Origin of the sequence: Streptomyces sp. V2I9, assembly GCF_030817475.1 — a bacterium.
GTDB lineage: Bacteria > Actinomycetota > Actinomycetes > Streptomycetales > Streptomycetaceae > Streptomyces.
On the sequence record NZ_JAUSZJ010000002.1, the window covers coordinates 387,121 to 400,017 of the forward strand.

Consider the following 12,897-nt stretch of genomic DNA (forward strand, 5'->3'; position numbering starts at 1 on the left):
CGCACCGCCGTGTGATGATGCCCCGGAAGGCGCCGGGCCGGGGGGCACGGGCGCAAGGCACGGACGGGAGCGACGAGTTGAGCAAGGGTGGGTCGTCCGTACCGGACGAGGAGTGGGAGCGGTTCCTCAGGGAGGCCGGGGCCGGAAGCCCGGATGCGCCCGAGGAACCGTCGGCGCGGGCCCGGATGGTGACGCGACGGCTTCAGGAGGAGCCCGGCCGGCAGGAGGGGTGGCGGACGTACACCCCGGCCGAACGGCCGCGCGGCAGGGGCTGGTACGCGTTCGGCCTGGCGGCCGTCGTGGTGCTGCTGATCGCGGTGGCCGTCGCCCCCGGCCGGGTCCTCGGCCTGTTCGGCGGCGACCCGGCGGACGCCACCCCGCTCGCCGCCGAGTCGGAGCGTCCGGACGGGCCGCCGGCCCGGGACGCGTCGGACCGACAGCCCACCCTGGACGAGCCGTTCCGGGGATCACCGGCCGCGCGCTGGAGCGACGGCATCGCGGGCGTCCATCTGCCGGAGGCGCGGGCGACCGGCTGGATGAGCGAGGCCGAGGTGGGTCGAGCGCTCGACCGGACGCGGGAGTTCCTCGTCGCGTCCAGCCTCGACCCCGCCGTCCTGCGCGGCGAGAGGCCCGAGAAGGCCATGGCGCTCATCAACCCGCACCAGTCGGACGTCCGGACCTACCTCGAGAAGGCGTTCAGCTCGCCCGACCGCGACAACGATCCCCTCCTGCTCTTCAGCCGCTTCCGGCCCGCCGAGGTCCGGCCGGTCGGGGACGTGGTCAAGACACGCGGCCGGGTCACCTTCCGGGAGGGGAAGAAGGGCGCGGTGGAGGTTTCCACGGACGTCACGTACGTCTACCCGGTCAGGCGCGCCTCGGGAGACGACGACGAGGTCGCGCGCACCATCGTGCGCCGCGAGACGGTGGTGAGCTGGGACGACCCGGACAAGATCGTCACCGAGCCGGGGACGTTCTCCGTGGTCTCCTACAAGCTGGACACCACCAACGGCGGCTGCGGCACCTACGACGGCTTTCTGCACCCCGCGTTCCTCGCCGAGCGCACCGGCGCCGACACGGACAGGGGCCGGGCCGTCGACCCGTACGACCGGAGCGGTCCGATCGAGCAGCGGAAGCGGGAGCCCGGCGACGAGCGCTGCGACACCGCCACCCGCTCCTGACGGCGGCCCTGTCCGCCCTGCCCGGCGGCCGGTCCGCCGCCGGTCCGTCTCCCGTGGGCGGGAAACCGAAGGGGTCCGCGACGCGTTTCCGGAGGCGGGGCGGGCCGCGGCCGGGCGAACGGGGTCGGCCGCTGCCCGGTGCTCCCGCCCGTCCGGTTCGGCCGGCCGGCGCACCACGCCCGGCCCTCACCCGATCGGCCCACCAGCGGGGCCTCCCGATCGCCAGACCTTTTGCCCCGATATGCCGCTGTACGGGAATCGGCTTAGCCTGCTGACACTGCTCGGGTAGGAGACAGCCGGCGCCGTCGGCGGAGGGCGAGCTTCCATGGCCGAACTACGCAAGAAGTCCGGATTGCTCGGTGAGTTGTCGGCCGAGTTCGCGGGCACGTTGATCCTCATCCTCTTCGGATGCGGTGTCGTGGCCCAGGTGGCGGCGGGCGGGGCCCTGACCGATCCGGCCGGCGGCCTCGGGAACCACGACAGCATCGCCTGGGCATGGGGGCTCGGCGTCACGCTGGGCGTCTACGTGGCGGCGCGGCTGAGCGGGGCGCATCTCAACCCCGCGGTGACCGTCGCCCTGGCCGCGTTCAAGGGGTTCCCCTGGAAGAAGGTGGCCCCGTACGCGCTGGCGCAGACGGCCGGCGCCTTCGTGGCCGCGCTCATCGTCCGCTGGAACTACAGCGAGGCGCTCGCGAAGGCCGACCCCGGACACACCATCAAGACGCAGTCGGTGTTCTCCACGCTGCCTGCCAACGGCAACCCGGCGCTGCCGGTGCACGAGTGGGGCGCCTTCCGCGACCAGGTCATCGGCACCGCCATCCTGCTGCTGCTGATCCTGGCCGTCACCGACCTGCTCAACACCCCGCCCGGCTCGAACCTGGGCCCGTTCATCATCGGCCTGATCGTGGTCGCGATCGGCATGGCGTGGGGCACCAACGCGGGGTACGCGATCAACCCGGCCCGCGACTTCGGCCCCCGCCTGGCGAGCTTCCTCACCGGATACGGCGGGGCGTGGCGCGATCAGTACGGGAATCTCTACTTCTGGGTGCCGATCATCGGGCCGCTGATCGGCGGTCTGCTGGGCGCGGGACTCTACAAGGTCTTCGTCGGGCGCTTCCTGCCGTCCGCGGAGCCCGAGCCGCCGGGCCGTGTCCCGGCGCCCAAGGACTGACCACACCGGCCGGAGAGGCGGCACATCATGGCGGACTTCATCGGCGCGGTGGACCAGGGGACCACCAGCACCCGGTTCATGATCTTCGATCACGGCGGCAACGAGGTCGCCAAGCACCAGCTGGAGCACGAGCAGATCCTGCCCCGCTCCGGCTGGGTGGAGCACGATCCCGTGGAGATCTGGGAGCGCACCAACTCGGTGATGCAGAACGCGCTGCGGTACGGCGGACTGTCACCGACCGACCTGGTGGCCATCGGGATCACCAACCAGCGGGAGACCACGGTGGTCTGGGACCGGCGCAACGGGCGGCCCTACTACAACGCCATCGTCTGGCAGGACACCCGTACGGACGGCATCGCGGCGAACCTGGAGCGTTCCGGGAAGGGCGAGGTCATCCGCCGCAAGGCCGGGCTGCCGCCGGCGACGTACTTCTCCGGGGGCAAGATCCAGTGGATTCTGGAGAACGTCGACGGCGTGCGGGAGGCGGCGGAGGCCGGTCACGCGGTCTTCGGCAACACCGACGCCTGGATCCTGTGGAACCTGACCGGCGGACCGAACGGCGGCATCCACGCCACCGACGTCACCAACGCGAGCCGGACCATGCTGATGAACCTGGAGACCCTCGACTGGGACGACGAGCTCCTGGGCTTCTTCGGCATCCCCCGGTCGATGCTTCCCACGATCAACCCGTCCTCGGACCCGGAGGCGTACGGCTCCACCCGGACCTCCCGGCCGTTGAGCGCCGCCATCCCCATCGGGGGCGTCCTCGGCGACCAGCAGGCGGCCACCGTCGGCCAGGTCTGCTTCTCCCCCGGCGAGGCCAAGAACACCTACGGGACCGGAAACTTCCTGGTGCTGAACACCGGCAACGAGCTGGTCCGTTCGCGGAACGGCCTGCTCACCACGGTGGCCTACCAGTTCGGCGACAGCCCGGTGGTCTACGCGCTGGAGGGCTCCATCGCCGTGACCGGCTCCGCCGTGCAGTGGCTGCGTGACCAGATGAAGATCATCAAGTCCGCGGCGGAGAGCGAGGAACTGGCCCGGAGCGTCGAGGACAACGGCGGCGTCTACTTCGTCCCCGCGTTCTCCGGCCTGTTCGCCCCGTACTGGCGTTCCGACGCCCGCGGCGCGATCGTCGGCCTCGCCCGGTACAACGACAACGCCCACCTGGCACGCGCCACCCTGGAGGCCATCTGCTACCAGAGCCGCGACGTGGTCGAGGCCATGGAGCAGGACTCCGGGGTCCATCTCGACGTCCTCAAGGTGGACGGCGGTGTCACCGCCAACGACCTCTGCATGCAGATCCAGTCGGACGTCCTCGGCGTCCCGGTCAGCCGCCCCGTCGTCGCCGAGACGACCGCGCTCGGCGCCGCCTACGCGGCCGGCCTCGCCACCGGCTTCTGGCGGGACACCGACGAACTGCGCACCCAGTGGCACGAGTCGAAGCGCTGGGAGCCCAGGTGGACCGAGGAGCAGCGGGCCGAGGGCTACGCGGGCTGGAAGCGGGCGGTGGAGCGCACCCTCGACTGGGTGAAGGTGCCCTGACGCCCTCGCGTAGGTTGGGCCGGTCCCCTCCGCCATCCCGACGAGGACCGGCCCATGCCCAGCAGCACCGTGATCCGCCTGATCGAGCCCGCCGACGCCGTCCCCATCGCCGCCCACCGGGCGCGGGACGCCGAGGCGTTCCGGCGGTGGGAACCGGCCCAGCCGGCCGACCACTTCACTCCGGAGGGGCAGGAGGAGCGGATCGAGGGGCTGCTGGCCGGGTTCCGGGCCGGCACGGTCTGGCCGGGCGTGGTGCTCGCCGGCGACGAGGTGATCGGGCAGATCACCGTCGGAGGCATCCTGCCCCAGCCGCACCTGCGGCGGGGCTCCCTCGGCTATTGGATCGCCACCGTCGCCCAGAACCGGGGCCATGCCGGCGACGCCGTCGCGCTCGCGCTCCGGGTGATGCGGGAGGAACTCGGCCTGCACCGCGCGGAGGCGTCCACCAACCTGGAGAACCTGCCGTCGCAACGGGTGCTGCGCCGCAACGGGTTCACCCCGTACGGCGTCGCGCACTCCGCGATCCTCCTCGACGGAGCGTGGCGGGACGGGCTGCTGTGGGAACGCATCCTGGGCGACTGAGCGGGCGCGCGGGGGTCGCGCGGCAGGCCGAGTCCCGCCGGCGCCCCTACAGGCTCCGGCGGGACTCCCTCACCAGCAGTACCAGGAGGTACGCCCCGCCGAGGCACACCGTGACCGCGCCGGTGGGCAGGACCACGTCCGGAACGGCGTGCTGGGCCGCGATGTCCGCCCCGAGGAGCAGGAGCGCGCCGACGAGCGCGGAGCCCGCCAGGTCCACGGAAGTGCCGCGCCCGGTGAGGCGGCGGGCGATCTGCGGGGCGGCCAGGGCGACGAAGGAGATCGGACCGGCGGCGGCGGTCACCGCGGCGGTCGCGGCCACGCCGAGCACGACCAGCAGCAGCTTCGTGCGCTCGACGCGCACGCCCAGCATCGCCGCCGTGTCGTCGCCCAGTTCGAGCCAGCGCATCCGGCGCTGCGCCACCGGCGCCGCCAGGGCGACGCCCGCCAGCAGGACGGCGGCGGCCATCAGGGCGGGCCATCCGATGGCGCTCAGGGAGCCCGCGCCCCAGACCGCGGCCCGCAGCGCGGTGTCCACGTCGGCCTTCACCGAGAACCACGTGTTGACCGAGGACAGCAGCGCCCCGACCGCGATGCCCACGATGATGAGCCGGAAGCCCCGCACCCCGCGCCGGAACGCCAGCAGGTGGACGACGATGGCGGTGACGAGCCCGCCGGCCACCGCGCCCGCCGCGAGCGCCGTGTAGCCGCTCGCGCCCGCCAGCAGCATCAGGACGACGCCGGTGTACGAGCCGGTGGTGAAGCCTATGACGTCGGGGCTGCCGAGCGGGTTGCGGGTCAGGGACTGGAAGACCGCGCCGCCGGCGGCGAGAGCGGCCCCGAACAGGACGGCGGCGGCGATGCGCGGCGCCCGCCACTCCAGGACGACGGTGCGGACGCTGTCGCGGGCGGTGCCGGACACGACCGAGGCCAGGTCGCCGAGGCCGAGCGGGAAGCTGCCGAGGGTGAACGCCCACAGCGCCAGGGCGATCAGCGCGACCGTCAGCAGTCCGCAGACCGCCATCGAGCGCCGGGACGCCCGCAGGCTCAGGGAGCCCGCCCTGAGGACGAGTGCTCCGCTCACAGCTCCTTCACCCGGCTTCCGCGTACCAGCAGGATCAGGACGGGCGCGCCGATGAGCGGCATCATGACGCCCACCTGCAACTCGGCGGGGATCACGATCAGCCGGCCCAGCACGTCCGCGACCAGCACGATCACCGGGGCGAGGACGGCGGAGCAGGCGAGGATCCAGCGCCAGTCGGGCCCGGTGACCGGGCGCACGGCGTGCGGGACCATGAGGCCGACGAACATCAGCGGGCCCGCTGCGGCCGTCGCCGCACCGCACAGCAGGGCCACCGCGATCACCACCCCGCAGCGGACCGCGCCGACCCGCAGCCCCATGGCGCGCCCCGCGTCGTCGCCGAGCGCCATCGCGTTGAGCGGGCGGGCGCAGCAGGCGGCGACCACCAGGCCGGCCAGGACGAAGGGCAGGATGTCGCCCACGGTGCCGGCCGGGCGGTCGGTGACGGTGCCCGCCCCCCAGAACCGCATGCGGTCGAAGGTCTCCGTGTCGATCAGGGCGAGCGTCTGGGAGATGCCCACCAGGACCGCGGTGAAGGCGACCCCGACGAGGGTGAGGCGCACCGGGGTGGGCCCACCGCGTCCGCCGCTCGCGGCGAGGTAGACCACCGCCGAACCGGCGATCGCGCCGACGAGGGCGAAGGGCAGGTACTGGTCGATGCGGGTGACGCCGAAGACGGCCACGGCCAGGGTCACGGCGAAGCTCGCCCCGGCGTTGACCCCGAGGACACCGGGGTCGGCCAGCGGATTGCGGGTGAGCGCCTGCATGAGCGCGCCCGCCACGCCCAGGGCGGCCCCGACGACGATGCCGAGCAGCGTACGGTCCACGCGGGCGCCGCTGATCGTGGCGTGCGAGGCGGAGCCGTCCGGCGCGGTCAGCGCCTGCCACACCACGTCGAGGGGAAGCAGGGCCGAGCCGATCGCCACGCTGAGCACCACCGCCACCAGCAGCGTGCCGAGCGCCATGCCCAGGCCGACGATCCGTCGCGCCCTGCGGCGTGACGGGCGCGACGGCGCGGTCGGTGGTGGCGCGGTCGTCGGCGCGAGCGCCTGTGCCATCTGTTCTCCCTGAGCAACCCGCCCCCGGACGGGCCGGGGTGGCGTGCGTGATCGACGTACCTGTACTGCTGGAACCGTCCGGACCGGCGGGTCCGGTTCAGCCGCCGAGTGCCTCCACCGGGTCCGCGGTGAGCGCGTTCACGGGCACCCCGGACTCGCGGCTCAGCGCGCGCAGCAGTCCGGCGCGGGTGGCGTAGCCGGCCGCCCTGGCCGCCGCCGTCAGCTCGCCCCCGCCGCGGAGGTGTTCGACGGCGGCGTTCATCCTGGCCCGGTTGCGCCACCGTGTGAAGGGCAGTCCGGTCTCGTCGAGGAAGACGCGCTGCACCTGACGGGCGCTCATCCGGTGCCGTCCGGCGAGGTTCTCCAGCGTCGCGGAGGGGGTGCGCAGCGCCTCGCGGGCGAGGGCGCGTACGGCGGGGTGGACGGGCAGGACGACCGGGAAGTACTGCCGGGAGATGCCCCTCAGCACCCGCCCCAGCGCCTGCCGGAACGGCTCGACCTGCTCCGGTGTGGTCGGCGCGGCTCCGAGTGTGGTGGTCATGACCTCGGTGAGCGCGGGGACCGACCCGAGCGGCTGGACGCGGCATCGTGGCTGGTCAGCGGGGTCGAGAAAGGGTCCGAGCGCCATGCCGCCCGGTTCGATCCGCAGGGCGTGCGGCACGCGGGGGGCGAGCCAGAGCGCCTCGTGCCGCCCGAGCCGCCACTCCTGGCCCTCGGAGGTGAGCCGGGCGCTGCCGGTCACCACGTAGACGAGGTGCGGCTCGTCGTGCCGGTGCGTGTCGTGTCCCAGAAAGCGGATGGCGTTCTCGGCGACCACGGTGCCGAGGGATGTCGTCGGCAAGCGTGCCTCCCGTTGTGCGGTGCGTCGTGTCCGTCACCGGCGATGTCGTACGCGGATCGACGCAGCGGAACCAGCGAGGTTAGCCTCACCTTACCAACAGCTCGAATCTACGAGCCTGCCCAGTCTCATGAGGTCCCATGTCTGCTCCTGCCCGCCTTCTCGCCGTCGCGGTCGTCGCCGCGCTGGCCCTCACCGGCTGCTCGGCCTCCGACTCCTCGGGGGACGGAGACACGTCGTCCGCCGCGAAGACCCGAACCGTCACGACCGACTACGGCAAGGTGAAGGTGCCGGCCGAGCCCGAGCGGGTGGTCGTGCTGAACCACGCCCTCGCCGGATACCTCTACGACCTCGACGTGCCGGTCAGGGCCACGATCCCCGAGGACGCCGACGGCAAGGGCGAGTTCTCCCCGAACTGGGCGAAGGAGGCGAAGGAGGACGGCACGACGTTCCTGCCGTGGAGCGTCGACGGCTTCGACCTGGAGGCGATCCTCGCCCTGGACCCCGACCTCATCGTCGGAGGCGGTATCGGCTTCCCGCTGTTCCAGGCGGAGAAGGTGTACAAGGACCTCTCCGACATCGCCCCCACCGTCCTCGTGGGCAAGGAGCTCGGCGACTGGCGGAGCCAGTTCTCCTTCCTCGCCGACGACGTGTTCGGCAAGCCCGACGTGTACAAGGACCACCTGGCCGCGTACGACCGGCGGATCGGCGAGGTGAAGAAGGCGATCAAGCCGCCGGCCGGCCCGGTCTCCTTCCTCACCTTCACCGGCGACGGCACCGCCTTCGGCCTGGTGGAGAGCGTGGGTCTGCCCACGGAGCTGAAGAAGGTCGGCATCGAGCCGGCGCCGGTCTTCGCGGACGGCGGCTTCAAGGTGTACGGGCAGGGCGGCGACATGTTCGAGCTGTCCACCGAGAAGGTCGGCCAGACGATCACCCAGCCGTCCGTGTTCGTGATGGGCTTCAACGCCGACACGACCGACGTCGCCACGCTCAGGAAGAACCCGGTCTACAAGGCGCTGCCCGCCTTCAGGGCGAACCGGGCGTACGACCTGCCGTACTGGGTGCTGCGCGGCGACTACGACGAGTCGATGGCCCTGCTGGACCTCATCGAGAAGCGGTTCTCCTGATGGCCGCTCAGCGCGCGTACACGACGCACCCGCTCGTTCTGCGCCGGGTCTCCGTCCGCCGCGTCCACGAGGTGACCCCCCGGATGCGGCGGGTCGTCCTCGGCGGCGACGACCTGGCCGCGTTCACCCGTGACGGGATCGACCGCCCCGCTTTCGCCGCGCCCGGCTTCGACGACCACGTCAAGCTGATCCTGGCGTCGGACGGGGACGTCAGGGCGGCGCTCCCCGCCCAGTTGCCGTACGGCATCGAGTGGACGCCGGCCGAGCACCGGGTGACCCGCGACTGCACGCCCCGCCGGGTGGACCTCGACGCGGGAGAACTGCACCTCGACTTCGTGCTGCACGGCGACGGGCCCGCCGAGTCCTGGTCCGCCTCCGCGCGGGAGGGCGACGAGCTGTGGTTCGTCGGCCCCAAGTCGTCGCTCAGGCTGCCGGATTCGCTGGACTGGATCCTGCTGATCGGGGACGAGACGGCGCTGCCCGCGATCGGCCGCTTCCTCGACGAGCGCCCGCTCGACGCCCCGGCGCACGTCCTGGTGACCGTCCCGGACGACGCGGCGCGCCAGGAGCTGGCGCTGCGTGACGGCGACACGATCACCTGGGTGGTCGCGGAGCCGGGCGACGCGGTGGCGCTGGAGGCCGCCGTGCGGGCCCTGCCGTCGCCGCCGGGCGAGGGGTACGCCTGGGCCGCCGCGGAGAGCCGGGCACTGCTGCCGGTACGCCGGTATCTCCAGCGGGAGCGGAAGTTCCCGAAGGACCGGGTGAACATCACGGGCTACTGGCACCGGGAGGAGGCCGCCGCCCCTCGGACGCCGGGCACGGCCGACGCCCCGACCGCGCCTGCCCCCGCCCCGATCCCCTCACCCCTGCCGTGGCTGGTCGCGCGGGCCGCGTTGCAGCTCGGCGTGATCGACGCGGTGGCCGATGCCCCGGGGCTCTCCACCGACGCCCTCGCCACCCGCGCGGGCGTGCCCGGACCGGGACTCGGCGTCCTGCTTCCGCTGCTCGCCGCGTACGACGTGGTGGTCGCCGCCGAGGACGGGGCCGGGCTGCGCCTGGGCACGGCGGGCGAGGAGCTGCTGGACGACCATGCGCGCGAGGAGTACACCGGCCACGAGGCCGAACTGCTGCTGGCCCTCGCCCAGCTGGCGCCCGCGCTGCGGGACGGGACGTCGCCCTGGCGGCTCGCCTCGGGTACGACCCTGCACGCGTCGGTGACCGAGGACGCGGAGCGCTACGGCGAACTGGTCGAGGAGTGCGAGCAGTTGGTCTTCCTGCTGGACGGACTGACGGCCGATCCGCTGTGGGAGGGCGTCGAGAGCTGCCTCCTGACCGGTCCGGGCAGCGCCTCGGTGGTCGCGGCGCTCGACGACGCCGGGCGGCGGCCCCGGCTGCGGGTCGCGGAGGACGCCGGACCGGCCGAGGTCCTGCGCGGGTGCGTTCCGGCGCCGGACCGCGTCGACTTCTCGGCCGGGCCCGCCGATGTCGCCGTCGCCGCGAAGGCCCTCGCGTACCGCACCGACGAGGAGGCCGCCGCCCTCCTCGGGCGGCTGGCGGAGTGGACCGGCACCGCGGTCCTCGTGGAGGCGTCGCGCCCCGACAATCTGAACCCGCACGCGGCCGGGGCGGCGCTGCACGCGTACACCGCGACCGGCAGCCCGCTGCGCGACTCCGCCGCCGTCGCCGCCCTCGCGGAGCGGTCGGGCTGGCGGGTCGAGCGGACCGTCGCCCTGGGCTGGGGCACGGAGGCCACGGTCCTGCGCCGGGCCTGACGACCGCCCTCACGGGGGCGGGACGGACGGGAGGCCGCCGGGGCCGGAGCGGCCCCGGCGGCCTCCGCACGTCCGGGGAACCGCCGCCGGGGTCACCGCGGCCTCGGCGGCCTCCGCGCGTCGAAGGCGAAGAGGGAGTTCTCGGCCGCCGCCACGAACACCGCACGCCCCGCCACGGTCACGCGCGGGCTCGCGCCCTCCTGTCCCGTCCACCCGTCGGCCTGCGGGTCCGTCGACCACAGCGACTGCCCGTCGTTCGGCGCCAGCGCGACCACCCGGCCGGTGGCCGAGCTGAAGTACACCGCACCGTCACCCGCCGCGGGACCCGAAGCGCCTTCCACGCCCGTCTGGCGCGCCCACTTCTTGCGGCCGGTCGCGGAGTCGAACGCCGTGACCAGACCGGTCCGCCCGCTCACGTAGAGGGTGCCGTCCGCCATGCCGGGCGTGCCCTCGTACACCGTGTCGAACCGGGAGCGTGCGACCTTCCCCGAGGCCGGATCGACACGGACCACCCCGTCGTACCCGGCCCGCTCGGTCCCCTCGTAGTGCGGCGAGAGGAGGACGAGGGAGCCGTCGGCGTCGCCCACCGGCTCGGCGGGCCCCTCGATCTCGATGGCCTCGCCCAGCTCCCCGGAGTCGAGGGCGAGGGTACGGAGGGTGGAGCGGCGCGGCCCGAGGTCGTCCACGTCCGCGTCTCTCGCGCACATCGCGAGCAGCCGCGGCCCCTCGGGGACGGGAGCGCACTGCGTGCCGTCCGGGAACGGCGCCGTCCAGGCGACCGCGCCGCTGCGGGCGTCCCGCGCCTCGAAGCGGGAGTTGGAGGAGTCGACCGTCACCACGGCGGAACCCGCCACGACGGCGTCGCGGGTCCGGCCGGTGACGGCTGTCGACTGGGCGGCGGAGGGCGTGGACCACAGCTCCTTCCCCCTGTCCGCGTCGAGGGCCACCACCTCCTCGGGCGGGCCCTGCGGGTCGTCCTGGTCGGCGATGCGGTAGCCGATCACGGTGTCGTCGGTGGCGCCCACCAGGTGCATGCCCTGGGCGGGGATGCCCGGACTCCTCACCGTCCAGACCTGCGACCCGTCCTTGGGGTCGATCCGGCCGGCGACGACGCCGCCGCCACCGCAGAACAACGCGTCGTCGCGCGCGACGCAGCGCAGCTCGTCGGGGATGTCCTCGCGTCCGCCGGGCACGGTCGTACGCCACGGCTCGAAGCCGGCCGGGAGAGTGCCGCCCGGCACGGCGGGGCCGCTGCCCCCGCCGTCCGCGTCGCCGCCGCGAGCGGTGAGCGCGGCCACTCCCCCGCCGATCGCCGCGACGGCGACCGCCGCCGCGAGCACGGGCCGCCACCGGCGCCGCAGACGACCGCCTACGCGGGTCCCGGAGCTTCCCGCGCCGGACGGCGCCGGGGTGGCGGGGAACGGCTCCGAGGGCAGCGGGCCGGCCGGTGTCGGACCGGTGGGCGACGGGGTGGCCGGTGTCGCCAGGTGGTGCTGGGTGACCACGTCGCGGGTGCGGCCGGTGACCGGTCCGCCGGGGTGCGGGCCGGCCCCGCCGAGGTCGGCCGGCAGGTCCCGCAGCAGCACCAGGAGTTCGTCCACCGAGGGACGCCCCTCGGGCTCCTTGGCCAGGCACGGTTCGACGACCGCGCGCAGGGCCGGTGGAACGGCGTCCAGCGACGGTTCCTCGTGCACCACCTGGTACGCGGTCATGTAGGGGCTGTCCGCGTCGAAGGGCCCTTGGCCCGTCGCCGCGAACACCAGGAGCGTTCCCAGCGAGAAGACGTCGGAGCGCGGCCCCACCCCGCGCGGGTCCTGCAACTGCTCGGGCGACATGAAGGGCGGCGTGCCGATGACCCGCCCGGTCATCGTCAGCGTCTGCTGGTCCGCCGCGCGCGAGATGCCGAAGTCGATGACGCGGGGGCCCTCGGACGAGAGCACGACGTTCGCCGGCTTCAGATCGCGGTGGACGACGCCCACCCGGTGGATGTCGCGCAGCGCCTCCGTCAGCCCGATGGCCAGCCTCCGCAGCTCCGCCCCGCCGACCGGACCCCCCTCGGAGATGCGCTGGGAGAGCGTGGGGCCCTCGATGTACGCGGTCGCCATCCACGGCTGCTCCGCCTCGGGGGCGGCGTCGACGACGGCGGCGGTGAACGCGCCGCTCACCCGCCTCGCGGCCGCGACCTCCTGCCGGAACCGGATGCGGAACTCCTCGTCCCCCGCGAAGTGCTGGTGGATCAGCTTGATCGCGACCGGCCGCCCCGAGCTGGTACGGGCCAGGAAGACCGTGCCCATGCCGCCCGAGCCGAGCCGCTTCTCCAGCGGATACCCGCCGATCTCGGCCGGATCGCCTCCGCGCAGCGACACGCTCCCACCTCCCGTCCCCCGTGCGTCTTCGCCGCATCGGGCCTGCTCATCCGTCCTGCACACAAACTAGCCGTAGGGCGGTACGGCCGGGCGAAGCGGGTGTCCGTCCGGGGCGGGGACGGGCGGCCCGCGCCGGGTGCGGCGGCCCCCCTTCGGCGGTGCGGCCGCTCCGGCCGGCGGAC

10 protein-coding genes are annotated in these 12,897 nt (G+C 73.9%); 6 read left to right on the forward strand and 4 right to left on the reverse strand.

All coding sequences use genetic code 11. From position 1 onward, the window contains the following. Window positions 1-77 precede the first annotated feature (77 nt). From QFZ71_RS01755 to QFZ71_RS01770, 4 genes are all read left to right on the forward strand, one after another. Window positions 78-1,178 (forward strand): hypothetical protein, encoded by a 1,101-nt coding sequence (locus tag QFZ71_RS01755; protein WP_307666472.1) that lies wholly within the window; start codon window positions 78-80, stop codon window positions 1,176-1,178. A gap of 325 nt (window positions 1,179-1,503) precedes the next feature. Then, on the forward strand, window positions 1,504-2,349 hold the full coding sequence (locus QFZ71_RS01760; protein WP_307666473.1) for an MIP/aquaporin family protein: 846 nt from the start codon (window positions 1,504-1,506) through the stop codon (window positions 2,347-2,349). Between the two features lie 27 nt (window positions 2,350-2,376). Continuing rightward, window positions 2,377-3,894, forward strand: coding sequence for a glycerol kinase GlpK (gene glpK, locus QFZ71_RS01765; protein WP_307666474.1), 1,518 nt, complete (start codon window positions 2,377-2,379; stop codon window positions 3,892-3,894). Window positions 3,895-3,948: 54 nt separating this feature from the next. After that, a complete protein-coding gene (locus QFZ71_RS01770) occupies window positions 3,949-4,476 on the forward strand; it encodes a GNAT family N-acetyltransferase (protein ID WP_307666475.1) in 528 nt (175 codons plus the stop codon). A gap of 46 nt (window positions 4,477-4,522) precedes the next feature. On the opposite strand, the gene QFZ71_RS01775 is transcribed toward QFZ71_RS01770, so the two are convergent. The 3 genes from QFZ71_RS01775 to QFZ71_RS01785 form a co-directional block, all read right to left on the reverse strand. Continuing rightward, the gene (locus tag QFZ71_RS01775) at window positions 4,523-5,557 is read right to left on the reverse strand and encodes an iron chelate uptake ABC transporter family permease subunit (RefSeq protein WP_307666476.1); all 1,035 of its coding nucleotides are present in this window, start codon (window positions 5,555-5,557) and stop codon (window positions 4,523-4,525) included. Next, window positions 5,554-6,612 carry an iron ABC transporter permease gene (locus tag QFZ71_RS01780; protein WP_307666477.1) on the reverse strand — a complete coding sequence of 353 codons (1,059 nt, stop codon included), beginning with the start codon at window positions 6,610-6,612 and terminating at the stop codon, window positions 5,554-5,556. Before QFZ71_RS01780 ends, QFZ71_RS01775 begins: the two co-directional genes overlap by 4 nt. Window positions 6,613-6,709: 97 nt before the next feature. Then, window positions 6,710-7,453, reverse strand: coding sequence for an AraC family transcriptional regulator (locus tag QFZ71_RS01785; RefSeq protein WP_307666478.1), 744 nt, complete (start codon window positions 7,451-7,453; stop codon window positions 6,710-6,712). A gap of 137 nt (window positions 7,454-7,590) precedes the next feature. Between QFZ71_RS01785 and QFZ71_RS01790 the strand changes: the two genes are divergently transcribed. Then, the gene (locus QFZ71_RS01790; RefSeq protein ID WP_307666479.1) at window positions 7,591-8,577 is read left to right on the forward strand and encodes an ABC transporter substrate-binding protein; all 987 of its coding nucleotides are present in this window, start codon (window positions 7,591-7,593) and stop codon (window positions 8,575-8,577) included. Continuing rightward, entirely contained in the window at window positions 8,577-10,349 is a 1,773-nt protein-coding gene (locus QFZ71_RS01795) for a siderophore-interacting protein (RefSeq protein WP_307666480.1), read from the forward strand. The genes QFZ71_RS01790 and QFZ71_RS01795 overlap by 1 nt, the downstream gene beginning before the upstream one ends. Before the next feature lie 92 nt (window positions 10,350-10,441). Here QFZ71_RS01795 and QFZ71_RS01800 read toward each other — a convergent pair whose 3' ends face one another. Further along, complete coding sequence (locus tag QFZ71_RS01800; protein WP_307666481.1) at window positions 10,442-12,715, reverse strand: PQQ-binding-like beta-propeller repeat protein; 2,274 nt, start codon at window positions 12,713-12,715, stop codon at window positions 10,442-10,444. Window positions 12,716-12,897: the final 182 nt, after the last annotated feature.